This window comes from Nocardioides aromaticivorans (assembly GCF_013408525.1).
Classification (GTDB): domain Bacteria; phylum Actinomycetota; class Actinomycetes; order Propionibacteriales; family Nocardioidaceae; genus Nocardioides; species Nocardioides aromaticivorans.
On sequence record NZ_JACBZM010000001.1, the window covers coordinates 1,837,858 to 1,862,401 of the forward strand.

Here is a 24,544-nt window from a genome sequence, read left to right on the forward strand (position 1 = left end):
AAGCATCGACCCACTCACCGCAAGTCAACGCGCACGCGTTCCAGGTTCGTCGCCGTGGCGGCGACAGCCCTGGCCGCGGGCTTCCTGGCCACGCCTTCTTCCCAGGCGTGGGACGACGACCCGCACGTCGTCGTCAAGGGGGGAGGCGGCTGCCAGCAGCTGTTCTTCCAGGCCAGCGCCGTGCAGTTCTACCTCGACAACGGCGAGACCTCATCCAGCGCCTTCGTCAAGGGCTCCTACAAGGTGGACTTCTACAACATCTCCGGCACGCCCGCCAACGGCAACGCGGGCTACGCCGTCGTGGAGTGCTCCAACGTGTTCAAACCCGCCCAGAAGTACTACTGGTACCGCGCCGTCTCGATCCAGAGGCCGCGCGTCGGCAACGCCCAGACGATCAACCTCGGTGGCGGATGATCCCGACCACCCCGATCCTGTGAAAGGCGTCGGGTGCGGCTGCTCGCAGCCGCACCCGACGTCTTTTTGTCCGTCAGCCGACGAGCAGCCCCGCCACCAGCGGCTTGTAGCCGGACGAGTGTCCGAGCCGGTTCGGGTGGTAGCTCTCGCTGACCGGGTTGGACAGGCCGTTGAGCCACTCGACGTCGTCACAGACCGCGTGGCCGACGAAGCGGGAGGTGGGGTTGGCCCACTTGAAGCCCTTGGCGCTCGCGGCCGCCGACAGCTTGCTGTTCAGCAGGTCCGCCGTCTGGTTCAGCCGGGTCTCCTCGGCGGGGCTGAACCAGGTCGCCGCATTGCAGTCCTCGCCCATGAACAGCCGCGGATAGCCGACGACCACGACGACGGCGTTCGGGGCCTTGCTCCTGATGGACGCGTAGAGGGTGCCCAGCCGGCCGGGCAGCGTGTTGTTGATGAACGACTGGGCCGTGTTGATCGCTCCGTCGCAGTCCGACATCCACCCCGGCTGGGCGCACTCCGTGATGACACCGGTGAAGCCGGCGTCGTTGCCGCCGACCGAGATCGTGACGTACGACGTCGACGAGCTCAGCGCGCTCAGTTGGCTGTTGGTGACGGTGCTCGTGGTGGCGCCGGAGCAGGCCTTGAAGCTCAGGCTGTAGCCCTTCGCGGAGGCGACCAGCTTGGGGTAGGCGTAGTTCGACCGCTGGCAGCTCGTGCCGTCGTCGATGTAGCTGCGGGTGCCGACGCCCGAGGAGTAGGAGTCGCCGAGAGCGACGTACACGGGTGCGGCGGCGTGCGCGGCGGGCGGTATGGCGACCAGGCCGACCAGCGCCGCGGAGAGGACCGAGCCGAGGGAGAGGAGCAGGCGGAGCGACGACCGAGACATGGAACCACCTTCGGGAGAGCCAGTGTGATCTGGGTCACTACACCATGAAGTGGTGACGTCGTCACCCGCCCGCGACGAACGCCCTGCCAATGCACCGCGAAGGTCCGGACGCCTCGGACGGGCCCGGCACCACATCCGAGAACAGGCGGGCAACCCGCAGGCACAGGGCTGTCAACCCGTTGGTAGCGTCGGCGATGCGTCGGGACGATGTCCCGGAGTGCACCCCCGCGGCCGGCCCGGCGACTCGGATGTCAGGCCGGCCGCGGGAGGGAGCACCGCAGGGCCCGTCAGGGCGAACGGTGTTCGCACTCGAGCGTACGACCACCGCATCGGGGCGGGAGGGCACGGATGGGCACAGGGGTCCGCGGAGCGCACCCGAACCGTCAGGCGCAGCAACGCGCCGCGACGTACGACGCGATGGTGAACACTGCTCGCACCCTCCTGGCCGAGGGTCACGACCTGACCCTGCGCGGCGTCGCCGCGGCGATGGGCGTGAGTCCGGCCGGTCTCTACCGCTACGTCACGAACCTCGACGAGCTCCTGGACCTGGTGGCCGCGTCGATCGACGAGAGCGTGGCCGCCGACCTCGTCGCGGCCGTCGAGGCGATCTCGGCGGACGACGTGACCAAGCGCTGGCTCGTCGCCTGGGTCCGGCTGCGTCGCTGGGCGCTGCGCCACCAGGACGAGTTCCGCCTGGTCCTGGCGCGACCCCGCAGTGGCGAGGTGTCGATCCGCGAGGTCTCCGATGCGTTCCTCGGCACGTGCCTGTGCGCCCTCACGACCCACCAGGACGTCCGGATGCCTCCCGTCCCTCCGGCCGCCGAGCAGACCGTCGTCGCCCTGGCCGAGCGACCGGGATCCAGCCCCTGGCCGGCCACCCTGGCCTGGCTGCACACGCGCGTGCTCGCCTCGCTCCACGGGGTGGTCGCCCTCGAGGTGACGGGCTACCTCGACCCGGCACTGGTCCGGAGCGCCGCGGTGTTCCGCGCGACGATGGTCGAGTGGCTGGCGCGCCTCGTCCGGGCCGACGAGCTCGGCGCCCTGCTGGCCGTGCTCGATGCCGAGCTCGCGGGCTGAGCTCCGGGCCGACACCGAAAATTCTCCCGGAAGCTTCTGGACAGTTGCCAAGACCCGGGTGCAGGATGACCACAGATTGACAGCCGTTTGACAGCCGGGATCCCCCAGATCCCGGACTGGTTGATCGTCTGAGGTGGCGACTGATGTCGCATTCCGAGCACCGAGGGCAGCAGAACGGTTCGCCTCTTCCACGTCAGGGCCCGGCATCACGGACCCGAGGTGGCGCGGCGGACTCACCCCCCTTGAGCTCCGGGAGACCGAGATGGCAGCAGCCACTGCGACCGCCGTGGGCGGTCAGGTGCGCTCGCGGGCCGTGCGCCGCACCTGCTGGCGCCTCACCGTCCTCCTCGGCCTGTCCTGGGCCGCGCTGCTCCTCCTCGGCGGCACCGCCCATGCCGCGTGCGACGACGCCACCTGCGAGCAGCCCGCCGCTCCCGCGCAGCCCGGGGCCGAGGTGCCGATGGTCGGCGAGCTCCTTGCGAACGCCGACGAGCCCACGACACCGCAGCCCCTCCGCCAGGTCGCAGACCTGACCGCCACTGCCCTCGACGGCCTCCGCGGTACGACGCCCGCGCACACGCCGGACCCGGCCGCCGCCGTCGACGCCCTGCCCGCCCTCCCGGCCGCAGGGGCCCACACTCCGGCCGCTGCGGCGCCGAGCACCGGCATCGACGCGGCCGGCCTCCTGACGAACACCGTTCGCGACACCGTCGAGGCCACCGGCGAGAAGCTGACGCTGAAGGACGTTCCCTCGATCCGCGCCACCGTCACCCCGCTCGTCGACTCCCTCACCCGCCAGGTCGTCGGCACCGCGGACGACGCGGTCGACACCGTCGAGACCCTCGCCGCGCCCCTGCCCCTGGCCGGCGGGCTGGCGCAGACGCTGCGCACCGCGGTCGGCACGCTCAGCCTGGCCAGCCAGCTCGCCGTCGACGCGACCGATGCGGTGACCGGCTCCGTCGACGAGGTCGTCGGTACGACGGCCGCCGTCATCGCGCCGGTCGTGGAGCAGGTGACCCACCCGGCCGGCACCGGCGACTCCGCCGGACCGACCACCGGCGCCGGGCCGGCCCCCTCCGCCGCGGACGCCGCGACGGGTCCCGCCCTCGGCGTGGTGACGGTCCGCCTCGACGCGCCGCACGCGGACCTGGCCTCCGGCACGCGCACCCTGTCCGGGCCGGCGGTCCCGCCGCCCGACGCCGTCGCCCTCACGCCCGTGGCGCAGCCCGCAGCGGACACCGTCACCGCCCTCCCGGTTCCGGTGTCCGGCGCAGGCTTCACCCCCGGCACCGGCGGCGCCGCCTCGGCGCCCCGGCCCGACCACCCGCTGGCGCGGGTCGCACCCGAGCCCCTGGCGGCTCGTCCCGCGACCGCTCCGGTGGCGTGCCCCGCCGGTCCGATGCCGGGCACCCCGGCCGCCGACCCGGCCTTCTCACCGGACTGAACCAGGGACGCCACGTCCTCTGAGTGACGTGGCAGCCGGCACCGCCGACGTACGGCGGAGGGCCCACCTCCCGACGTACGGGCCGGCCTTCGAAGGACAACCGCTCTGCTCGCTCGACCGTTCGCAGTCGCACTTTCTTCGAACTTCCCTGAACCAGGAGAACCAGCATGTCCATGCAACCCCGCGCTTCGCGCAACACGGGCTGGCAGCCCATCGGGCTCGCCACGCCCCTGGAGCCTGACGCCACCGTCCGCAGCATCGCGGTCGCTCGCGCCAGCCGGTCCGCCCGGACCCTCATCGCCCCCGGTGTCGCGCTCGCCGCGACCCTCGGCGTCGTCTCGTCGGCCGCCGCTCAGGTCGGTGTGATGCCGACCCCGGGCGCCGACGTCTCGGTCACCTCGACGCCGCACGCGGACGCCGGTGGCGCCGGTACGACGCCGACCACGACCTCGACCAAGACCTCCACGAAGACCTCCACGAAGACCTCCACGAAGACCTCGACGACACTGTCCGGGTCCGCACTCTCGGGCCTGCCGATCGTCGGCGGCTTCCTCGGCACCGACGTCCTCGGCGGAGGGATCTTCACCGGCGGCCTGTTCGGTGGGGAGACCGTCCAGACCTCGGCGAGCAACGGCTCGACCAGCTCCTCGGGGGGCCACTCCGGCGGCCACACCCAGGGCGGCGACGCCTGCGACTTCTTCCTCGACCACATGTGGAAGAACGAGGACGGCATCCCCGTCATCGGCACCAACCAGCACTTCCTGACGTTCCACACCGACCCCGACTACAAGAACCTGATCCTGTCGCTCGCGAGCGGTGCGATCGGGAACTCGGAGATGCCGATCATCGACATCTACGGCGGGCCGCTCGGCTGGATCCCGATCTTCAACCCGTCGCACGTCCGCGGCCACGGCACGGACTACGTCACGCTGCTCACGGGCTGCGGCGGCATGGGGATCCCGATCGACCCGAAGACCCTCAGCGTCGACCTCGACAAGCTGCCCACGCCGGAGAAGGTGACCGCCCTCATCCAGGACGGCCTGCCGACCCTGCCGTCGCTGCCGAAGCTGCTCGACCCGAACTACCTCTACGACACCCTCGCGATCACCGAGATCATGAACCGCCTCGGGCCCGAGACCGTGCTGACGCCGGACGAGTACCTCGCCTTCGCCGGCAACAACTTCGACGCCTTCCGCCTGCTCTGGCAGACGGCGCTCGAGAAGGTCGGCAGCGGCGATCCCGCCGCCGTCCTCGAGGTCCTGCAGATCACCGACAACATCAAGACCCTCGAGTCGCTCGGACTCCCCGGCCTGCCCGGGAGCGACTCGCCGAACGGCGACCTCACCGGTGACATCCCGGTCGTCGGCGACCTGCTCGCCGGGGTCATGACCGGAGACGTCGAAGGGGCGCTGCCGACCGGCGACCTCACCAGCGGCATCCCGGTCCTGGGCGGCATCCTCGGCGGCGGTACGAAGGCCCCGGCCGGCTCGATCGTCATCGGCGGCAAGACCTACCCGGTCGAGGGCGACACCGTCACCGTCGACGGGGTCAAGTACGCCGTGCGCGACGGCAAGGTGACCATCGGCGGCAAGACCTACACCGTGACGGTGCCCGACGGCGACGACCCGGCGGGATCCCCGACGGCCGGACTGCCGGTCCTGGGCGACCTCCTCGGCGGCGGATCGTCGCCCGTCGCGGGCCTGCCGATCGTCGGCGACCTGCTGGGCGGATCCCCGTCCGGCGACGAGCCCGGCGACGAGCCCGGTGACGAGCCCGGTGACGAGCCCGGTGACGAGCCCGGTGACGAGCCCGGTGACGAGCCCGGCGACGAGCCCGGCGACGAGCCCGGCGACGAGCCCGCTGGCGGTCTCCCGATCCTGGGCGACCTCCTCGGCGGCGGTTCCTCGCCCGTTGCGGGCCTGCCGATCGTCGGCGACCTGCTGGGCGGAGCCCCGTCCGACAACCCCGGCGACAACCCCGGCGACAACCCCGGCGACAACCCCGGCGACAACCCCGGCGACAACCCGGGCGACAACCCGGGCGACAACCCGGGCGACAACCCCGGTGACGACGACCCGTCCGACAACCCCGGCGACAACCCCGGTGACGACGACCCGTCCGACAACCCCGGCGACAACCCCGGTGACGACGACCCGTCCGACAACCCCGGCGACAACCCCGGCGACGACCCCGGTGACGACGACCCGTCCGACAACCCCGGCGACAACCCCGGTGGTTCCGGCGGTCACGCGACCGGCACCGTCACCGTGGGCGGCGTGACCTACCAGGTCCGCGGCGGCACCGTGACCATCAACGGCGCCCAGTACCCGGTCCGCAACGGCACCGTGACCGTCAACGGCGTCGCCTACCCGGTCACGCCGAGGACGCCGGGCAGCCCGCCCGTCGACACCCCGCAGGGCACGGTGACGTTCAGCCTCGGCTCGCCCAAGGTGAACGGCCAGAGCTCGCCGAACGCTCCCGGAGCCGTGATCCCGGTGGGCGGGCAGGTGACCTACACGGTCCCGGTGACCAACACCGGCACCCTCCCGATCACCACGCTGACCGCCAAGGCGTCGGACGGCGGCACGCTGACCGGCGGCCGGCTCCCGCTCCGGCCGGGACAGACCACGACGCTCACCTACACGACGACGGCCAAGCCCGGCGCGCAGGCGGTGACCTTCTCGATCGTGGCCTCGAACCCGAACGGGCAGCAGCAGGGCAAGACGTGCTCGGCGGTCTACACCGGCACCGTCCAGCACGGTCAGCTCGTGTCGACCGACGGCCTGATGGTCGACGGGAAGGCCACCAGTGACGCCGTTCGCTACACCTTCCACTCGACCGACCCCGCCAAGGTGTCCTTCCAGGTCACCAACTCCGGGGACGCCCCGCTGCGCAACGTCAGCGCGTCGTCGCCGGCCGGCCAGGTCACCGGGGGCAAGGCCACGCTGCAGCCCGGCGAGTCCGCCTGGTACACGGTCGTCGTCCAGCCGCGGTCCGGCCTGAACTCGGTGCCGGTCAGCTTCAGCGGCACCGACGCGAGCGGCAAGACCACCACCGTGAAGGAGTCGTTCGACTACACGCTCTGCACCTGCGCGTCGCCGGCGACCCCCGAGGCCTGAGGAATGTCGATGACAACGAAACCCTGGATGAGGCGGTCCGTCGTGACCGGCTTGGCCGTGGGAGGGTTTCTCCTCCTCGGCGTGGGCTCCGCCCACGCCGAGGACGGGGACAGTCCCACACCGGTCGAGTCGCTCACCGGGACCGTCACCACGCTGCTCGGCGCGGACGGGCCACTCGGAGGAGACACCTCCGGCCACTCCGCTCCGACGGACCTGCGTCCGACGCACGGGACCCCGGTCTTCCCCGAGACGAATGTCGAGGCGGAGATCGCCGAGCCCGACCCGATGCCCCTGCCGGAGCCGGTGGAGCTGACGGAGCCGGAGCAGATCTACACGATCCAGCCGGTGGACGAGGCGACTGACGGGAGTGCTCCCTCGGAGAGCACCTCCGACTCCGACCTCGCCGCCACGTCGGATCCCGCGCCGGCGACCGTCGCCGACACCGCGTCGGAGGCAGCCCCGCGGCCGGCCGACGGCTGCGCGTGCAACCTCACGATGGGTACGCCGACCGTCAACGGCCGGACGGCAGGGGCACCGGGCACCGCCCAGGTCCCCGCGGACCGGGCCGCGACGATCGCCGTACCGGTCTCCAACACGGGCAACGTCACCGTGACCAACCTGGCCGTCTCCGGCCCGGGCGGGAGGATGACGTGCGGCAGCACCACGCTCGCCGTCGACGCATCGACGACGTGCACCGGGTCGTGGACGCCGGGTGCCGGCAGCCGGAGCGCCCCGATCCGTGCCACCGCGTCCACGCCCGGGGGCAGGGTGACGGGCTCGGCACTGCTCTTCGCCACCGGTCTCGCGACCGGCGGTGGCGTGCCGGGCAACCCGGGCAGCGGTACGCCGGACAAGGGTTGCTCCTGCGACCTGACCTCCGGTACCCCCAGCGTCGGCGGCAAGGCTGCTGGCGGCGCCGGGACCGCAGAGGTGCCGGTGGGTACGACCACCACGGTGTCGATCCCGGTGTCGAACACGGGCACCAGGACCGTGTCGAACCTGTCGGCCACCAGCCCGGAGGGCCCGCTCACGTGTGCCGACACCGAGCTGGCGCCGACCGAGTCGACGACCTGCTCCCGCCAGGTGCGGGCCGAGACCGGCGACCAGGTCGTGCCCATCACCATCTACGGCACGACCTCCGACGGTCGCCGGACGACTGCCCAGGGCATCGCCCACGTGACCGGTGTGCCGGACGATGACGACGGATCGGACAACCCGGGAGGATCGGACGACCCGGGCGACACCACCGACGGCACCATCAAGGTCGGCGGCGTCACCTACCCCGTCACCGACGGCACCGTCACCATCGGCGGGGTCAAGTACCCGGTCAAGAACGGCACCGTCACCATCGGCGGAGTGGCCTACCCGGTCACCCCGACCCACGGCGGGACCGACAACCCGGGCGACACCACCGACGGCACCATCAAGGTCGGCGGCGTCACCTACCCCGTCAAGAACGGCACCGTCACCATCGACGGCGTCAGGTACCCCGTCAAGAACGGCACCGTCACCATCGGCGGCGTGGCCTACCCGGTCACCCCGACCCACGGCGGGGCCACGGGCACCATCACCGTGAACGGGGTCACGTACCCGGTCACCGACGGCACCGTCACCATCGGCGGGGTCAGGTACCCCGTCAAGAACGGCACCGTCACCATCGGCGGCGTGGCCTACCCGGTCACCCCGACCCACGGCGGGGCCACGGGCACCATCACCGTGAACGGGGTCACGTACCCGGTCACCGACGGCACCGTCACCATCGGCGGGGTCAAGTACCCCGTCAAGAACGGCACCGTCACCATCGGCGGCGTGGCCTACCCGGTCACCCCCACCCACGGCGGGGCCACGGGCACCATCACCGTCAACGGGGTCACGTACCCGGTCACCGACGGCACCGTCACCATCGGCGGGGTCACGTACCCCGTCAAGAACGGCACCGTCACCATCGGCGGCGTGGCCTACCCGGTCACCCCCACCGACGGCGGGACCGACAACCCGGGCGCCACCACCGACGGCACCATCAAGGTCGGCGGCGTCACCTACCCCGTCAAGAACGGCACCGTCACCGTCAACGGAGTGAAGTACCCCGTCAAGAACGGCACCGTCACCATCGGCGGCGTGGCCTACCCGGTCACCCCCACCCACGGGACCGACAACCCGGGCGCCACCACCGACGGCACCATCAAGGTCGGCGGCGTCACCTACCCCGTCAAGAACGGCACCGTCACCGTCAACGGAGTGAAGTACCCGGTCAAGAACGGCACCGTCACCATCGGCGGCGTGGCCTACCCGGTCACCCCGACCCACGGCGGGGCCACGGGCACCATCACCGTGAACGGGGTCACGTACCCGGTCACCGACGGCACCGTCACCATCGGCGGGGTCAACTACCCGGTCAAGAACGGCACCGTCACCATCGGCGGAGTGGCCTACCCGGTCACCCCCACCGACGGCGGGACCGACAACCCGGGCGACACCACCAACGGCACCATCAAGGTCGGCGGCGTCACCTACCCCGTCAAGAACGGCACCGTCACCATCGACGGCGTCAAGTACCCCGTCAAGAACGGCACCGTCACCATCGGCGGCGTGAGCTACCCGGTCACCACGTCCGGCGGCACCGACGGGTCTGGGGGGCCCGACGGATCCGACGGCCAGGCGAGCGGGAGCATCACCGTTGACGGCGTGACCTACCCGGTCGCGGACGGCTCGGCCACCGTGGACGGGGTCGCGTACCCCGTGCACGACGGCACCGTGACGATCGACGGCGTGGCCTACCCGGTGACGCCGAGCGACGACGGTTCGGACGGCCACGGCTCCGACGGTCACGGGTCCGACGACCCCGGTGGGTCGGACGACCCCGGCGGGTCCGGCGACAACGGTCCGTTGGCGATCACCGACCCGACCGTCAACGGCAAGGCCGCCGACGCCCCCGGGTCACTGGACGCCGAGGCCCACAAGGCGGCGACGGTGGAGTTCGACGTGACCAACACCGGTGACGTGGACGTGACCGGGCTGTCCGGCCAGGTCGGCTCCGGCGACATCCGTTGCACGGAGACCGAGCTCGCCCCGGGCGAGTCGACCACCTGCCGTGGGCGGGTCGTCCCGCGCGTCGGTGCGCAGACCACACCGGTCCAGGTGTCGGCTGCGACCGCCGACGGCGGGAGTACGACGTCGGTCCGGGCGCTCCGGCTCTCGGGTGTCGCGCCGAGCACCGGCGGCCACGCCGGTGGTCACGCTGGCCCGTCCGGCGGGACGCCCGGCGGCGGAGCATCCGGCGGCATGCCGGGCGCCCACTCCGGCGGGATGCCCGGCGCCCACTCCGGTGGGATGTCGGGCGGGGTCCCGGCGGCCCACGCCGGCGGCTCGGTGCACTCCGGCACCGGGACGTCCGACGGCGCGATCGTCGGCGGCGTACCGGCTCCGGACGGCATGACCGGCCAGGGCCACGGCCACCCGGCCGACGGCGGCTTCCCCATGCCCCGCGGGGGCGTGGAGGCCGGCGGCGGCGGCACGGCGGCTGAGCTGCCGGTCGTCGGTCACGAGCAGGACGACGAGGGCAACCTCCTCGTCTGGCTGCTCCTCCTCGCAGGCGCTGGTGTCGTCGTGGCCCAGCGCGTGCGTACCCGCAGCTCGCGCTGACCCAGCCCGGGCACCCGCTGACGGGGTGCGGCGCCTCCTCCCTTCCGCCGCACCCCGTCAGTCCCCCGCACGTCCCCTCCTTCCGAGAGGCCCCCGATGACCATCTCCCCCGAGAAGCCCGCGACCCAGGACGCCGAACGGCTCGTCAGCGACGAGCAGCTCGCCGCCACCAACATCCCGGTCACCCGCACGGCGACGGTGGCGACGATCGGCGGCGGCCTCGGGTCGTTCGCGCTGGTCGACCGCCTCCGGGTCGCCGGCCTGCCCACCGACGAGATCGTGGTCGTCGGCGACGCCACCTCCCCCGGCGCCGCATTCCTCGCACGCTGTGCAGCCCTCGGCCTCGACGACGACAGCCGCCTGCGCAGCGAGTCCGCGGCCCGCCTCGACAACCTCTGGGGCTTCCCCGGGTACGCCGGCCACGAGGCCCGTCGTACCCGCAGCCTCCGTCCCCTCGCCCAGCTCCTCCTCGAGGGCGTGTACGGCGACGGGTACCGCCCGACCGTCGGGATCGTCCGCGACGCGCTGGACCGCGAGGCCCGGCGGATCGGCTGGCGTGCGATGACGACGCGCGTCCCGGCGGAGTACCTCTTCAAGCGCAGCGGCGGCGGCTACTTCGTCATCGTCCGCGAGCGCGGCGAGCTCGCGGCGATCCGTTGCGACCACGTCCACCTGGCGCTCGGCAGCCCCGGGCCGCGGGTCACGCCCGAGGTCGCGGCGTACCGCGAGCAGTTCCCCGACAGCACCCTCCTGACCACCGCGTACGACGACAACGACGCCGCGCTCGCGACCGTCGCCCGGCGCGGGGGCGACGTGATCGTCCGGGGCGCCGGCGAGGCCGCGCTGCAGCTGCTCCGACGCCTGACCGAGGCGCGGGAGCGCCACGGCCGCGACCTCCACGTATGGCACGTCGTGCGCAGCTGGCCGGACGGCTCGAGCGGCCGCGACGAGCGCCTGGGCTTTCGCCACCAGGCGCTCGACTTCCCGCGCTCGGCGTACACCGGGAGCCTGCGCGACGAGCTGGCCACCCTCGACGAGCCCGCCCGCGGCGCGGCCATCGAGGAGCTCGGCGCCGCGTCCGTGCGCCCCCACCGCCGCGATCCTCTCGCCGCCGCCCGCGCCGAGGGGTGGTACGACGCCGTGGTCGGCGAGGTCGACCGCATCACCGAGCAGGACGGCCGGCTCTCGGCGAGCGTCCGGCTGCAGAACGGCAAGCGGATGACGGTGAACGGGGAGCACTTCTTCGACGCCGTCGGCCTCGACACCGACACCGCGGCCCACCCGCTCGTCGCGGACCTCGTCGCCTTCAGCCCGGTCACCACCAACGCCCTCGGCGGCCTGCGGGTCGACGAGCAGTGGGCGGTCGACGGCGGCGCCAGCGGCGACGGGCGGATGTTCGCGACCGGGAGCACCGCCCGTGGGGCGCTGCTCGGCCCGGTCGACTCGTTCCTGGGGCTGCAGCAGGCGGCGCTGTCCGTCGCCGACACGCTGGCCGCGGCCGGCGTCGGCGCCCCCCTCACCCCGCTGCGGTCGGCCCGCGGCTGGTTCCAGTGGATCGGAGGGACGTCGCTGTGACCCCCACCCTCGCCGGACGCCTGCAGACCCGGCTGGCGCTCAGCCTCCTCGTCGGCGTCCCCCTGTCCCTGCTCGCGGCGATCCTGCTCGGCGCACTGGGGTGGGGGGACGCCCTGCGCGGCCTCGCCGCGATCACGGTCCTCGGCTGCGGCTGGGACGCGCTCTTCCAGGCCGTTCAGGAGCGCCGTTGGGACCGCGACTGGCCGCGGCTGCTGACGCTCCTGTCGTGGCTCCCCGAGGCCGCCGGGTCGTGGCTGGTGCTCCGGGCGTTCGACGCCGCGGCGCCGCCGGGCACCCACCTGGCCTTCTTCACGCTGGTGTGGGGCGGGATGCTCGCGGCCCGCGCGGCCGTGCTGCCCGTCCTGCTGCCCCGGTGGCGGCACCAGGGCCAGCGCCTGGCCGGTGCCCTGCCCCTTGCCCGACCGGCCGCCGCGTCGACGCCCGAGCCGGCCAGCCAGCCGGCGCGGACCAGGCTGTCGATCGGCACCACCTTCCCCGGCCTGCGCCCGGGCCACCGGCAGCTCGCGATGCTCGCGCTGTTCGTCGGCGTCGTCGGCTCGATCGTCTTCCTCGCGCCGCTCTTCGACCGCGAGCCGACGACCTCGGCGGCCAGCGACACCGGGCCGGGCGGCCCCGGCGGCGGGGACGCGATGTCCGCGGACATGGCGCACCACGGCGCCGACGACCGCACGTGGAACACCCACCACCGCGTCCGTCCGACGTCGATCGAGTTCCCCGCCGCCCACCTGTCCGCGTCGCTGGCGAAGGTCCGCCAGGACGCCTCGGGCGTGCTGGTCGCGCCGGATCCAGCGAAGCCCGCCTGGTTCAGCCGGGGCGCCGCTCCGGGGCAGGCGGGTCCGGCCGTGCTCATCGGCTCCGTCGACGGGGCGTTCGCCGGTCTCGAGAAGGCCGCTCCCGGCCAGTCGCTCCGGATCGTCCGCGCCGACGGCAGCCAGGTCTTCTTCACCGTCGACCGCGTCGCCGAGGTGGACGCCCGCTCCTTCCCGACCCGGAAGGTGTACGGCGCCGCCGAGGACCCGCTGCTGCGGCTGGTCGGCTACGACGACTCGTCCGGCCGCAACACCATCGTCTTCGCCCGCGCGGTGATGATGGTGCAGGCGCCGGCCAAGGGCTGACATGGGCGCCCGGCGTACCCTTCCGCGGCCCCGGGTCGGGCGGCGCGCCGCCGTGCTCGCGTCGGGGGTCGCGCTGGGGCTCGCCCTCCTCGCGCTGACGGACGACGACGCGACGACGGCGGACCGCCCGGGCACGGTCGTGGCGGAGCAGCCCGCCCCCGCCCCGCAAGCGACGGCGGGGCGTCGGCCCGTGCGCTTGCGGGTCCCCCGGATCGGTATCGACACCGGCCTCCTGCGGCTCGGGCTCACGGCCCGCCGCGAGCTCGAGGTGCCACCCATGCGGAAGGCCGACACCGCGGGTTGGTACGACCGCTCCCCCGTTCCCGGCGACGCCGGGCCCTCGGTCCTGGCCGGGCACGTCGACTCCCGCTCGGGGCCGGCCGTCTTCTACCGGTTGCGCGAGCTGCGCCGCGGCGACCGGGTCGTGGTCGACCGCGACGACGGCCGGCGCGCGACCTTCACCGTCGACCGGGTCGACGTGGTGACCAAGTCCGCCTTCCCCACCCGCCGCGTGTACGGCGCCACGACCCGCCCCGAGCTCCGGCTGATCACCTGCGGCGGCACCTTCGACCACGCCACCGACGACTACCTCTCCAATGTCGTCGTCTTCGCCCACCTCACCCACCTCACGACCGCCTGAACCGGAGGGCCCCATGACCAGCACGTCCACCGTCAGCCGCCAGCGACGCGTCGTCGTCGCGGGCTTCGCCGCCTGCCTGGTCCTCGGCGTCGGCGCCGTCGCGTTCGGAGGCGGTACGACGGCCTCCCCGGAGCCCGAGTCCGCGCCGACGACCGGGGCCACCGCCGCCACGCTGCCCGCGTCGCGCCCGGTGCGGATCCACATCGACCGGCTCGACGTCACCGCGAAGGTGCGCGTGCTGCGGGCCGCTGACGACGGCGCGACGCTCGCCCTGCCGCCGCTGCGCGCCACCGGCTGGGACGCCACGTCGGCGACGCCCGGCGAGGCCGGCATCACCGTGGTGACGGGCTACATCGCCCGCACCACCCGTGAGCCGGGCGTGCTGAAGGGGCTGGCCCGGCTGCGCGAGGGCGACGTGGTGACCCTGCGCCGCAAGGACGGCCGGAGCGTCGACTACCGGGTCACCGGCATCGCCTACTACCCCCAGGGCCGGTTCCCCGCGAAGCACGTGTTCTCCCGGACCACCCGCCCCGAGCTGCGCCTGATCAGCACCGGCGGCCCGCTGCACCGCGGCGACCCGCTCGGCAACGCGGTCGTCACGGCGGTCGCCGACTGAGCCTGCGGACCGACCCCGTCAGCCGTGGGTCGACGCGTGCCGGGCGAGCAGCGGGAGGCCCCTCGTCGTACCGGCGACGATGTCCTCGACGTGCGCCTGGAAGCCGGGGCAGGTGGTGATGTCGTGGGCGCGGCACTCCAGCGCGTGCTGGGTGAGGTGGCGTGAGCGCTCGAGCTCGGCCTGGCGCCGGTCGAGCTCGTCGAGGTGGGCGCGCAGTGCGTCGCGCCGCCCGTCGGTGGAGGCGTCGACGAGCGTCCGGATCTGCTCGAGGCTCATCCCGGAGGCCTTGCTGGCGATGATCGTCGCCACGCGGTAGGCGTCGTCCTCGCCGTACACGCGACGACCGGCGGCGTCGCGCTCCGGCGCCAGCAGGCCCCGTTCCTCCCAGTGCCGCAGCACGTGGGGCTCGAGCTCGAAGCGCTCGGCGAGGTCGCCGATCGACCAGCGGATGTCACGACGGCTTGACTTCATGTCCACATGAAGTCACATGCTCGTGACCAGCGTCAACCCACGGACTCGTGCAGGAAAGGGATCACCATGAATGACATCCACGACGTCGCCGTCATCGGCGCCGGATCGGCCGGGCTGCAGGCCGCACAGACCCTCGGCCGGATGCACCAGCGCACCCTGGTGCTCGGCACCGACCGCTACCGCAACGACCCGACCGGCCACATGCACAACTTCCTCGGCCACGACGGCGCCCCGCCGGCCGAGCTGCGCACGGCCGCCCGCAAGGACGCCGAGGCGTACGACGACGTCGAGCTCCGCGACGCCGAGGTGCTCCGCATCTCGGGTGGGCTCGGCGACTTCGTCCTCGAGCTCGCCGGCGAGGAGCCGGTGCGTGCGCGCCGGGTGCTGCTGGCGAGCGGCGTGCGCGACACCCTCCCCGACGTCCCGGGCGTCGCGGAGGAGTTCGGCGACCTGGTCGCCCACTGCCCGTTCTGCCACGGCCACGAGTTCGCGGGCACCCGCGTCGGCATCCTCGGCTCCGCGCCGCACGTCGCCGCGATGGCGTCGATGGTCGGGCCGATCGCGCGCGAGGTGGTCGTCCTCGCCCACGGGGGCGAGCTCGACGACGCCACGACGGCGAGCCTCGCCCGGCTCGGGGTCCCGGTCGTGGCGGGCGCCGTGGTCGCCGTACACCGGGAGGGCGAGGGGCTCCTCGTCGACGTCGCCGGCGAGGAGCCGGTCGCGCTCGGTGGGCTCTTCGTCAAGACCGACTGGGCGCTGGCCGCACCGTACGCGGGCCAGCTCGGCCTCGAGCTGTCCGAGACGGGCGCGGTCGTGGTCGACGCCTTCGGCCGGACCAGCGTCCCCGGCGTGTACGCCGCCGGCGACATGGCCCAGGGCCCGGGTCTCCCGATGCCGATGGCCTCGGTGCTGGTGGCCGCGTCGGGCGGCCTGGTCGCGGCCGCCGCCTGCGTGCAGGACGCCGCGCTGGCCCGGATCGCCTGACGCGCCGCCGGGATAGTCCCGGACGAAAAGCACCGAGTCCCCGGCGATTCTGGTGCTTTTCGTCCGGGACTATCCCGAGCGGTCAGTACCAGCCGACGGCCTCGGAGTGCGCCCACGCCTTCTGGGGCGTGCCGTAGCGGGCGCCGATGTAGGCCAGGCCCCAGTTGATCTGGGTCTCCGGGTTGGTGCGCCAGTCGCTGCCGACGACGGCCATCTTGGTGCCGGGCAGCGACTGGGGGATGCCGTAGGCGCCGGAGCTCGGGTTCTCGGCGAGGTGGTTCCAGCCGGACTCGCGCTGCCAGAGCGCGTCGAGGTAGGCCCACTGCTCCTCGGGGAAGCCGAACTCGATCATCAGCTGGTAGCCGAGCGCCCGGTTGGAGCCGCGGTCCACGTCGGCCGGGATCGGGGCCTGCGGGAGGTTCTTCGCGATCCGCTCGGCCCGGCGGGCGAGCTGCGCCATGATCTCGACGTCCGGTACGTCGGCCCGGGCACCGGACCGCGAGAGCTCGTCCGTGCGCGGTGTCGGCGTCGGGGTCGGCGCGGCACTCGTCGGCGGTGCCGGGTCGGGAGTGGCCTCAGGGGTCGCCGCGGTCCCGCACGCGGTCGCGAGCAGCGCGACGGCGGCGCACAGCGCGGACCGACCCCCCATGGGAGTCGACCGTACGTCAGTCGCGGGGCTTGCGCGACCGATTGCGGTCACGCGGCTGAGTGGCGCCGTCGCGAGCGCCGTGAGGCGCGTGCGATGGCAAGGCGCCGTCGCGAAGGCATGCTGGGCGCACGTCGAGCGTCGGCAACGCAGCCGGCGCGCGTGCATCGCGGCGCGCAGCAGGCGCCACTCAGCCGCGTGACCGCTTAGGCGGACCGTAGTCCTTCGCCAGCTCGATGAGCTTGCCGCTGATCCGGGTGTTCTTCAGCCGCTCCCACTGGTCCGGGCTGAGCTGCGCGGGCAGCTCGACGATCGAGTAGTCCGGCCGGATCGTGATCTTGCCGAAGTCGCGACGGTCGAGGCCGCCCTCGTTGGCAAGGGCGCCGACGATCTGGCGGGGCTCGACGCGGTGCCGCTTGCCGACCTGGATCTTGTAGGCCTGGAAGTTGCCGCCGGAGCGCGGCGCACGGTCGCGTCCGCCCCGGTCGCCGCGGTCGCCCCGGTCGAAGCGGTCGCCACCGCGACGGTCGTCGCGGTCGTCGTACTCGCGACGGGGGCGGCGCTCCGGCTCGGGCTCGGGCTCGAGGAGGAGCGGGGTGTCGCCCTGCATCACGATCGCCAGGGCGGCGGCGACGTCGACCTCGGGGACGTCGTGCTCCTTGATGTAGTGGCTCACCACGTCGCGGAAGAAGGAGATGCTCGGCGACTCGAGCGCGGCGGTGATCTGGTCGTCGAAGCGGCTCAGCCGCGACTCGTTGATCGCGTCGACGCTCGGGAGCTGCATCTGCTCGAGGGTGGAGCGGGTGGCCTTCTCGATGTGCTTGAGGAGGTAGCGCTCGCGCGGGGTGATGAACGAGATCGCGTCACCGCTGCGGCCGGCACGGCCGGTGCGGCCGATCCGGTGCACGTAGGCCTCGGTGTCGGTCGGGATGTCGTAGTTGAAGACGTGGCTGATCCGGGGCACGTCGATGCCGCGCGCGGCGACGTCGGTCGCGACGAGGATGTCGAGCTTGCCGTCCTTGAGCTGGTTGACGGTCCGCTCGCGCTGCGCCTGCACGATGTCGCCGTTGATGGCGGCGGCGCTGTAGCCGCGGGCGCGCAGCTTCTCGGCGAGGGTCTCGGTCTCGTTCTTCGTGCGGACGAAGACGATGGCGCCCTCGAAGTTCTCGACCTCGAGGATCCGGGTCAGCGCGTCGACCTTCTGCGGGTAGCTGACGATCAGGTAGCGCTGCCGGATGTTCTCGGCGGTCCGGGTCTTGCGCTCGATGGCGATCTCGACCGGGTCCTTGAGGTAGGTCTGCGACAGCGCGCGGATCTGCTTCGGCATCGTGGCCGAGAAGAGCGCGACCTGCTTGTCGGCCGGGGTGTCGGCGAGGATCGTCTCGACGTCCTCCGCGAAGCCCATGTTGAGCATCTCGTCGGCCTCGTCGAGGACGAGGAAGCGCAGCTCGGTGAGGTCGAGCGTGCCCTTCTCGAGGTGGTCCATGATCCGGCCCGGCGTGCCGACGACGATGTCGACGCCACGGCGCAGCGCGGACAGCTGGACGCCGTAGCCCTGGCCGCCGTAGACGGGGAGGACGCTGACGCCGCGCAGGTTGGCGGCGTACTTCTCGAACGCCTCGCAGACCTGCAGGGCCAGCTCGCGCGTCGGCGCGAGCACCAGCGCCTGTGGCTGTCCCTCGGTACGACGCTGGGTGAGGTCGAGCTGGTCGAGGATCGGCAGCGCGAAGGCCGCCGTCTTGCCGGTGCCGGTCTGGGCGAGGCCCATCACGTCGCGCCCCTGGAGCAGGTGCGGGATCGTCTGCGCCTGGATCGCCGACGGCGTCTCGTAGCCGACGTCGGTCAGCGCCTGCAGGATCCGGTCGCCGAGGCCGAGGTCGGCAAAAGTCGTGGTCTCGTTCTCAGCGGTCTCACTCACCCGACAAGGGTAGTGGCGTGAGGCATTTCACGCCGGATCGTCGGCGCGGTGCCGTGCGTCACGCCCGTGCCGCGCTCACTCCACGGTGACGGACTTCGCGAGGTTGCGGGGCTTGTCGATGTCGTGGCCCAGCGACAGCGCGGCGTGGTAGGCGAGCACCTGCAGCGGGATGGTCAGCAGGATCGGGTCGAGCTCGCGCTCGTTCTTCGGTACGTCGATCCGCTCGACCTTGCCCGCCAGGTCACCCAGGTCGACGCCGGCGTGGGTGACCACCGTGAGCGGGCCGCCCCGGGCCGCGATCTCGTGCAGGGCGGCCACGTTGCGCTCGACGAGCTCGTCGTCGGGGACGATCGCGACGGTCGGCACCGCGGTGGAGATCAGCGCGAGCGGGCCGTGCTTGAGCTCGCTGGTCTGGTAGGCCTCGGCGTGGCGGTAGCTGATCTCCTTGAACTTCTGCGCGCCCTCGCGGGCCACGGGGAAGCCGCGCACCCGCCCGATGAAGAACAGGCTCTCCGCCTCGGCCAGCGACTTCGCGACGACCGCGAGCTCCGGCTCCGCAGCGAGCACCTGGTCGATCTGGCCCGGGATCGCGTTGAGGCCGGCGATGAGCCGGCGGCCGTCGGCGATGGAGAGGTCGCGCACCCGGCCGAGCTGGACGGCGAGCATCGCGAAGGCGAGGTACATGTTGGTCAGGGCCTTGGTCGAGGCGACCGCGACCTCCGGGCCGGCGTGCAGGTAGATGCCGCCGTCGACCTCGCGGGCGATCGCCGAGCCGACGACGTTGACCAGGCCGATCACGAAGCCGCCCTTGCGCTGGATCTCCTGGACCGCGAGCAGGGTGTCGATGGTCTCGCCGGACTGGCTCACGGCGACGTACAGCGTGTCCGGCTCGACGATCGGGTTGCGGTAGCGGAACTCGCTGGCCGCCTCGGCGTCGGCGGGGATCCGGGCCAGCTCCTCGATGAGCGAGGCGCCCATCTGACCGACGTAGTACGCCGACCCGCAGCCCAGGATCTTGACCCGCTTGACCGCGCGCAGCTCGCGGGCGTCGAGGTTGAGGCCGCCGAGGTGGCCGGTGCCGAACTTGTCGTCCAGCCGGCCGCGGAGGACCGCCTCGGCGCGGGCGGGCTGCTCGAGCATCTCCTTGTGCATGAAGGACTCGTGGTCGCCGGCGTCGTACGCCTCGGGGTCGATGTCGACCTCCTTGGCCCGGCGGTCGGTGGCGGAGAGGCCGGAGGCGTCGATGCGCCAGGTCTTGAAGCCGCCCGCGGTCACGGTCGCCATCTCGCCGTCGTCGAGGTGGGCGACGGTGGTCGTGTAGCGGACGACGGCCGCGAGGTCGGACGCGACGTGCATCTCGTGGTCGCCGACGCCGATGATCAGCGGGCTTCCGTTGCGGGCCACGACGATCCGGTCCGGGAAGTCGGCGTGGGTGACCGCGATGCCGTAGGTGCCCTCGACCCGGGACAGCGCCTCGGCGGTCCGCGCCTCGAGGGTCTTGGCACCCGAGCGGGCGATGAGGTGGGCGAGCACCTCGGTGTCGGTGTCGGAGGCCAGCTCGACCCCGGCCCCGGACAGCTCGGCCCGCAGCGCGGCGGCGTTGTCGATGATGCCGTTGTGGACGACGGCCACGCGGCCCGCCTCGTCGGTGTGCGGGTGGGCGTTGACGTCGTTGGCCGGGCCGTGGGTCGCCCAGCGGGTGTGCCCGATGCCGATCTTGCCGCCGAAGCGCTTCGGCAGACCGTCGCCGAGGTCGCGGACGCGGCCGGCCTGCTTGGCGACCTTGATCCCGCTCGAGCCGAGGACCGCGAGGCCGGCCGAGTCGTAGCCGCGGTGCTCCAGCCGGGTCAGGCCCTCGAGCAGGAGGGGGGCCGCCTGCTGCCCACCGATGTATCCGACGATGCCGCACATGTGAATCCGCCTCTATCCGTAGATCATCCGGCGCAGTTGGCGCTCGGAGAGTTCGGGCGCGGCCACGACGTGGCCGCGCAGCTCCTCCTGGAGTCGAGCGAAGATCTCGGCGTTCCTGCCGCCGTAGGTCTTCAGCTCCGCGTGCCGTCGCCGGACCCACTCCTCGACCGGCTCGTCGTGGAAGGACAGGACGTCCTCGACGAGCCGTGACGCCTCGGCGGTGGTGAGCCCGCTGCTCTCCTCCACGTGGCGGACGAGCCGCGGGTCGACGTACACATCGCCGAGCGTGCATCCAGAACGGGTGAAACTCAAGTTCCTGCCCGAAATCGGGCAGGAACTGACCGCACCGAAAGCGGGCCCCGGGCAGCGGACACCCGGGGTGGAGCGGGCAGCCCTCGCGAGAGGGCTCATTCGTGGTCCAGGTGGAGCAGGGAGGGGCTGGATCCCCATTCCGGTGGCGCGGGGTGGAGAACGTGCTACTCTGGTGAACACAAGGTGAACAGGAGGTGTCTCATGACCAACACCGAAGTGTCGACCCGGCTCGAGATGCGCTGGGTTCCCGTGACCGACGCCAGCGGCCGCACCCACATGGAGGCCGTGTGGATCGAGGTCGGCCAGCCGACCACGGCAGCTCACGCCGCCTGACACACCCCCCAGACAGCCCGAAGGCGCCCCGCACTCGCGGGGCGCCTTCGCTGTTTTCCCGGGGCCGATCGGGTACCGACCACAGATGTTCACCTCCGTGACCCAGGTCACCCCTTGCCACGGAATGGTTGACGTGTCACCATTGCTCTATTGCTTGACGTTTCAAACATCCACGACAGCACCCAAGGAGTCCCCATGACCGAGAACGCAGCCCTCACCGACATCTCCGGCGACTACACCCTCGACGTCGCCCACAGCCGCCTCGGCTTCGTGGCCCGCCACGCGGTCGTCACCAAGGTCCGCGGCCAGTTCAGCGACTGGAGCGCCACCGCCCACATCGACACCGCCAACCCCGCCGCCTCCTCGGTCACGCTGACCATCAACCCGGCCAGCGTCAGCACCGGCAGCGCCGACCGCGACGGTCACCTGCAGTCCCCCGACTTCTTCGACGTGGCGCAGTACCCCGAGTGGAAGTTCGTCTCCACCGAGGTCAGCCGCGACGGCAACGAGTGGACCATCACCGGCGACCTGACCATCAAGGACGTCACCAAGCCGGTCACCATCGAGTTCGAGGAGAACGGCTCCGCCAAGGACCCGTTCGGCAACGTCCGCGTGGGCTTCGAGGGTGACGTCACCGTCAACCGCAAGGACTGGGGCCTGACCTGGAACGCCGCGCTCGAGACCGGCGGCGTCCTCGTCTCCGAGAAGATCAAGCTCGAGTTCGACATCTCGGCGATCAAGACCGCCTGACGCCCCGGGGCTCACCCCCTGCGTCGTACGACGCCCGGCCGGATCTGCGGATCCAGCCGGGCGTCGTCGCGTTCGGGCCTAGGGTCGGACCATGACATTGCTCGCGGTCCTCGTCCAGGACGCCCCCGAGCCCGACCGGGAGCGGATCAGCAGCACGGCGCTCGCCGTGCGGCTGCTGACCGACTGGCGCGACCTCGACAACGCGCGGCTGGTGCCGAGCGACGGCTCGCTCGCCTACGACGGCCTCTCGGTCCTGTGGTCCACGATCGACGCGCCCTACCCGGACGACCTCACGGCGTACTGCGCCCACAGCCGGCTCTGGCCGCCGACCGTCCCGCCGCCGCTCGACCACACCCGCCACACACTGGTGACGACCTTCCCCACCGACGCCGGCCGGGCCGGCGCCGCGCTGCTCACGAAGGCCGTCGCGTCGATGGTCGCGCTCGACCCGACGATCCGCGCCGTGCTGTGGGCGCCGGCCGACCACGTGGTCCTGCCGGCCGCCTTCCGTGAGCTCGCCCTCGACGGGCAACCCTCCTCGCTGATGCTCACGTGGGTCGCGTGCAACGTCGACGCCCACCCCGACGGGCACCTGACGGGCCACACCCGCGGGCTCGGCGCCCTCGGCCTGATGGACGTGGAGATCCCGTCGACCGGCCGCGACGCGGGCGAGACGCTCGAGCAGCTCCACGGGCTGGCGCAGTACCAGCTCGCCGACGGCGGGGTGATCGCCGACGGCGACACCGTCGGCGGCAGCGCCCGGGAGCAGATCGTCGTCCGGCACGCCCCGTCGGCGTACGACCCCGGCGTGACCGTGCTGCGCCTCGAGCCCGGTGCGAGCCCGCGCAGGCGCGGCCTGTTCCGGCGCGCCTGACCCGCCGCCACGAGCCTGCGGCACAATCCGCCCATGCGGCTGCTCGAGCTCACCGGGTCGATCGCGGACTTCCACGCCCGCCCGATCCCCGACGACCTGCCGGAGGCCGAGGCCTGGTCCTACCGGCCGCCCGGCCGCGGCCTCGTGCTCGGGAGCGCGCAGCAGGAGTCGATCGCCGACCTCGCCGCCGCCGAGCGGGCCGGCATCGCCGTCGCCAAGCGGCGCAGCGGCGGTGGGGCGGTGTACGTCGACCCGGCGCGCTGCGTGTGGGTGGACGTCGTGCTGCCGCCCCACGACGAGCGGTGGAGCGACGACGTGCGGGAGGCGACGTACTGGCTGGGCGAAGCCTGGCAGCGCGCGCTCGCCTCGCTCGGGATCGACACCCGCCTCTACCGCGGCGGCCTGGAGCAGACGCCGTGGGGACGGCTGGTCTGCTTCGCGGCGCTCGGGCCCGGCGAGGTGCTGGTCGGCGACCGCAAGCTCGTCGGCATCTCCCAGCGCCGCACCCGCGCCGGGGCGCGCTTCCAGTGCATCGCCTACGACCGGTGGGACGCGCACGACGTCCTCGACCTGCTCGACCTCTCCGACGCCGACCGGACCGCCGCGGCCGCGGACCTCGCCACCCGCGCCACGGGCGTGGGCGACCACCTCGACGCGCTCCGCGCCGCGATCGTCGCCGAGCTGCTCGGGTCCGGGCGCACGCCGGTCGAGTAGCCGCGCGCGAGGGGACGTCATGCGAACCGTGCGCGATGACGCTCGATTCGTATGACGTCATCGGCGGCGACCCCGTGCAACCGACCACGCTCGACCAGCAGGGAAAGTGCCCCTCGCCTGACGACCCATGCGCTGACAACATGGATGGGTGGACCTCGACACCATCCGTGCATTCCTCGCGGTCGCCGACGGGCAGACCGTCACCGAGACGGCCGAGCGCGCGCACCGCACGCAGCCGGCGGTGTCGCGGGCGCTGGCCCGCCTCGAGCGGGACGTGGGTACGCCGCTGCTGCAGCGCGTCGGCCGCGGCCTCGTCCTCACCCCGGCCGGGCGGGAGCTGGTGCGGCACGCCCGGGACACCCTCGACGCCTACGAGCGCGGGGTCCGCTCGGTGCAGGACGCCACGGCCCCGGACGGCGGGTTCGTGCCGCTGGCCTTCCTGCACACGCTGGGCACGTGGCTGGTCCCGGAGCTGATCCGGGAGTTCCGCACGCAGCGGCCGAACGTCCGCTTCGACCTGCGCCAGCACGGCGACGCCGGCCTCGTCGACGACCTGCTCAACGGCGTGGTCGACCTGGCGGTCACCGGCGACCGCCCGCAGCTCGCGCCGCTGGAGGGCCGGCGGCTCTTCCTGGAGCCGCTGCGGCTGGTGGTCCCGCCGGACCACCGGCTCGCCACCCGTCGTACGGCGCGGCTGGCGGATGTCGCGGACGAGCAGTTCATCGTGCTGAAGCCGGGCTTCAGCCTGCGCGCGGTGACCGAGGACCTGTGCGGGCAGGTCGGCTTCGAGCCGCGGATCGGGTTCGAGGGCGAGGAGGTCGAGACGATCCGCGGCCTCGTCTCGGCGGGCCTCGGGGTGGCCCTGCTGCCCGAGCTGCGCGGCAGCGCCGCCGCGACCGCGCCCTCGTTGAAGGTCACCGACGTCAACGCCTCCCGCGAGATCGGCCTGGCCTGGGTCAAGGACCGGCGGCTGCCGCCGGCGTCCGAGCACTTCCGTGAGCACGCGCTCCGGACCAGCCGGAAGATCCATGTCACAGACGCATGATTTGAGTCAGAACTAGGCATTGGACGCATTCCGGATC

The 24,544-nt window shown here is 72.8% G+C and carries 21 protein-coding genes; 15 read left to right on the plus strand and 6 right to left on the minus strand.

The genetic code is table 11. The features are described 5' to 3' along the window. The first annotated feature begins 54 nt into the window (after positions 1 to 54). Positions 55 to 414 (plus strand): hypothetical protein, encoded by a 360-nt coding sequence (locus BJ993_RS08610; RefSeq protein ID WP_179648436.1) that lies wholly within the window; start codon positions 55 to 57, stop codon positions 412 to 414. A gap of 73 nt (positions 415 to 487) precedes the next feature. Here the strand turns inward: BJ993_RS08610 and BJ993_RS08615 are convergent, their stop codons facing one another. Next, positions 488 to 1,300 carry an SGNH/GDSL hydrolase family protein gene (locus tag BJ993_RS08615; RefSeq protein WP_179648437.1) on the minus strand — a complete coding sequence of 271 codons (813 nt, stop codon included), beginning with the start codon at positions 1,298 to 1,300 and terminating at the stop codon, positions 488 to 490. A gap of 417 nt (positions 1,301 to 1,717) precedes the next feature. Between BJ993_RS08615 and BJ993_RS08620 the strand changes: the two genes are divergently transcribed. The 8 genes from BJ993_RS08620 (at position 1,718) to BJ993_RS08655 (ending at position 14,549) form a co-directional block, all read left to right on the plus strand. Beyond that, positions 1,718 to 2,377 (plus strand): TetR/AcrR family transcriptional regulator, encoded by a 660-nt coding sequence (locus BJ993_RS08620; RefSeq protein ID WP_179648438.1) that lies wholly within the window; start codon positions 1,718 to 1,720, stop codon positions 2,375 to 2,377. 262 nt (positions 2,378 to 2,639) lie between these two features. Continuing rightward, entirely contained in the window at positions 2,640 to 3,821 is a 1,182-nt protein-coding gene (locus BJ993_RS08625) for a hypothetical protein (RefSeq protein WP_179648439.1), read from the plus strand. A 167-nt stretch (positions 3,822 to 3,988) separates the two neighbouring features. Further along, on the plus strand, positions 3,989 to 6,940 hold the full coding sequence (locus tag BJ993_RS08630) for an ICP22 family protein (RefSeq protein WP_179648440.1): 2,952 nt from the start codon (positions 3,989 to 3,991) through the stop codon (positions 6,938 to 6,940). 42 nt (positions 6,941 to 6,982) lie between these two features. Further along, a complete protein-coding gene (locus tag BJ993_RS08635) occupies positions 6,983 to 10,582 on the plus strand; it encodes a beta strand repeat-containing protein (protein WP_179648441.1) in 3,600 nt (1,199 codons plus the stop codon). Between the two features lie 96 nt (positions 10,583 to 10,678). Beyond that, positions 10,679 to 12,157 carry an FAD/NAD(P)-binding protein gene (locus tag BJ993_RS08640; RefSeq protein WP_179648442.1) on the plus strand — a complete coding sequence of 493 codons (1,479 nt, stop codon included), beginning with the start codon at positions 10,679 to 10,681 and terminating at the stop codon, positions 12,155 to 12,157. Next, positions 12,154 to 13,293, plus strand: coding sequence for a sortase domain-containing protein (locus BJ993_RS08645; protein ID WP_179648443.1), 1,140 nt, complete (start codon positions 12,154 to 12,156; stop codon positions 13,291 to 13,293). The genes BJ993_RS08640 and BJ993_RS08645 overlap by 4 nt, the downstream gene beginning before the upstream one ends. A gap of 1 nt (position 13,294) precedes the next feature. Beyond that, positions 13,295 to 13,933, plus strand: a complete 639-nt coding sequence (locus BJ993_RS08650; protein WP_179648444.1) for a class F sortase — start codon at positions 13,295 to 13,297, stop codon at positions 13,931 to 13,933. 13 nt (positions 13,934 to 13,946) lie between these two features. After that, positions 13,947 to 14,549: a class F sortase gene (locus BJ993_RS08655; RefSeq protein ID WP_179648445.1), complete on the plus strand. Its 603-nt coding sequence runs from the start codon at positions 13,947 to 13,949 to the stop codon at positions 14,547 to 14,549. 18 nt (positions 14,550 to 14,567) lie between these two features. On the opposite strand, the gene BJ993_RS08660 is transcribed toward BJ993_RS08655, so the two are convergent. Then, the gene (locus tag BJ993_RS08660; protein WP_179648446.1) at positions 14,568 to 15,020 is read right to left on the minus strand and encodes a MerR family transcriptional regulator; all 453 of its coding nucleotides are present in this window, start codon (positions 15,018 to 15,020) and stop codon (positions 14,568 to 14,570) included. Positions 15,021 to 15,086: 66 nt separating this feature from the next. On the opposite strand from BJ993_RS08660, the gene BJ993_RS08665 reads away from it, so the two are divergent. After that, positions 15,087 to 16,004 carry an NAD(P)/FAD-dependent oxidoreductase gene (locus tag BJ993_RS08665; RefSeq protein WP_179648447.1) on the plus strand — a complete coding sequence of 306 codons (918 nt, stop codon included), beginning with the start codon at positions 15,087 to 15,089 and terminating at the stop codon, positions 16,002 to 16,004. An 82-nt stretch (positions 16,005 to 16,086) separates the two neighbouring features. Here BJ993_RS08665 and BJ993_RS08670 read toward each other — a convergent pair whose 3' ends face one another. The 4 genes from BJ993_RS08670 to BJ993_RS08685 all read right to left on the minus strand — a co-directional run bounded on the left by BJ993_RS08670 (position 16,087) and on the right by BJ993_RS08685 (position 20,755). Then, entirely contained in the window at positions 16,087 to 16,653 is a 567-nt protein-coding gene (locus BJ993_RS08670) for an aggregation-promoting factor C-terminal-like domain-containing protein (protein ID WP_179648448.1), read from the minus strand. Positions 16,654 to 16,840: 187 nt separating this feature from the next. Continuing rightward, positions 16,841 to 18,568, minus strand: a complete 1,728-nt coding sequence (locus BJ993_RS08675; protein ID WP_179648449.1) for a DEAD/DEAH box helicase — start codon at positions 18,566 to 18,568, stop codon at positions 16,841 to 16,843. A 75-nt stretch (positions 18,569 to 18,643) separates the two neighbouring features. Beyond that, positions 18,644 to 20,479 (minus strand): glutamine--fructose-6-phosphate transaminase (isomerizing), encoded by a 1,836-nt coding sequence (gene glmS, locus BJ993_RS08680; RefSeq protein ID WP_179648450.1) that lies wholly within the window; start codon positions 20,477 to 20,479, stop codon positions 18,644 to 18,646. A 12-nt stretch (positions 20,480 to 20,491) separates the two neighbouring features. After that, complete coding sequence (locus BJ993_RS08685) at positions 20,492 to 20,755, minus strand: hypothetical protein (RefSeq protein ID WP_036549412.1); 264 nt, start codon at positions 20,753 to 20,755, stop codon at positions 20,492 to 20,494. Between the two features lie 237 nt (positions 20,756 to 20,992). Here BJ993_RS08685 and BJ993_RS25785 point away from each other — a divergent pair, with 237 nt between their 5' ends. The 5 genes from BJ993_RS25785 (at position 20,993) to BJ993_RS08705 (ending at position 24,507) form a co-directional block, all read left to right on the plus strand. After that, complete coding sequence (locus BJ993_RS25785) at positions 20,993 to 21,124, plus strand: hypothetical protein (RefSeq protein WP_257026847.1); 132 nt, start codon at positions 20,993 to 20,995, stop codon at positions 21,122 to 21,124. A gap of 195 nt (positions 21,125 to 21,319) precedes the next feature. Then, the gene (locus BJ993_RS08690) at positions 21,320 to 21,874 is read left to right on the plus strand and encodes a YceI family protein (RefSeq protein WP_036549415.1); all 555 of its coding nucleotides are present in this window, start codon (positions 21,320 to 21,322) and stop codon (positions 21,872 to 21,874) included. A 91-nt stretch (positions 21,875 to 21,965) separates the two neighbouring features. Then, positions 21,966 to 22,748 (plus strand): DUF4261 domain-containing protein, encoded by a 783-nt coding sequence (locus BJ993_RS08695; protein ID WP_179648451.1) that lies wholly within the window; start codon positions 21,966 to 21,968, stop codon positions 22,746 to 22,748. A 33-nt stretch (positions 22,749 to 22,781) separates the two neighbouring features. Further along, positions 22,782 to 23,462 (plus strand): lipoyl protein ligase domain-containing protein, encoded by a 681-nt coding sequence (locus BJ993_RS08700; protein WP_051932684.1) that lies wholly within the window; start codon positions 22,782 to 22,784, stop codon positions 23,460 to 23,462. 148 nt (positions 23,463 to 23,610) lie between these two features. Continuing rightward, positions 23,611 to 24,507: a LysR family transcriptional regulator gene (locus BJ993_RS08705; RefSeq protein ID WP_036549418.1), complete on the plus strand. Its 897-nt coding sequence runs from the start codon at positions 23,611 to 23,613 to the stop codon at positions 24,505 to 24,507. Positions 24,508 to 24,544: the final 37 nt, after the last annotated feature.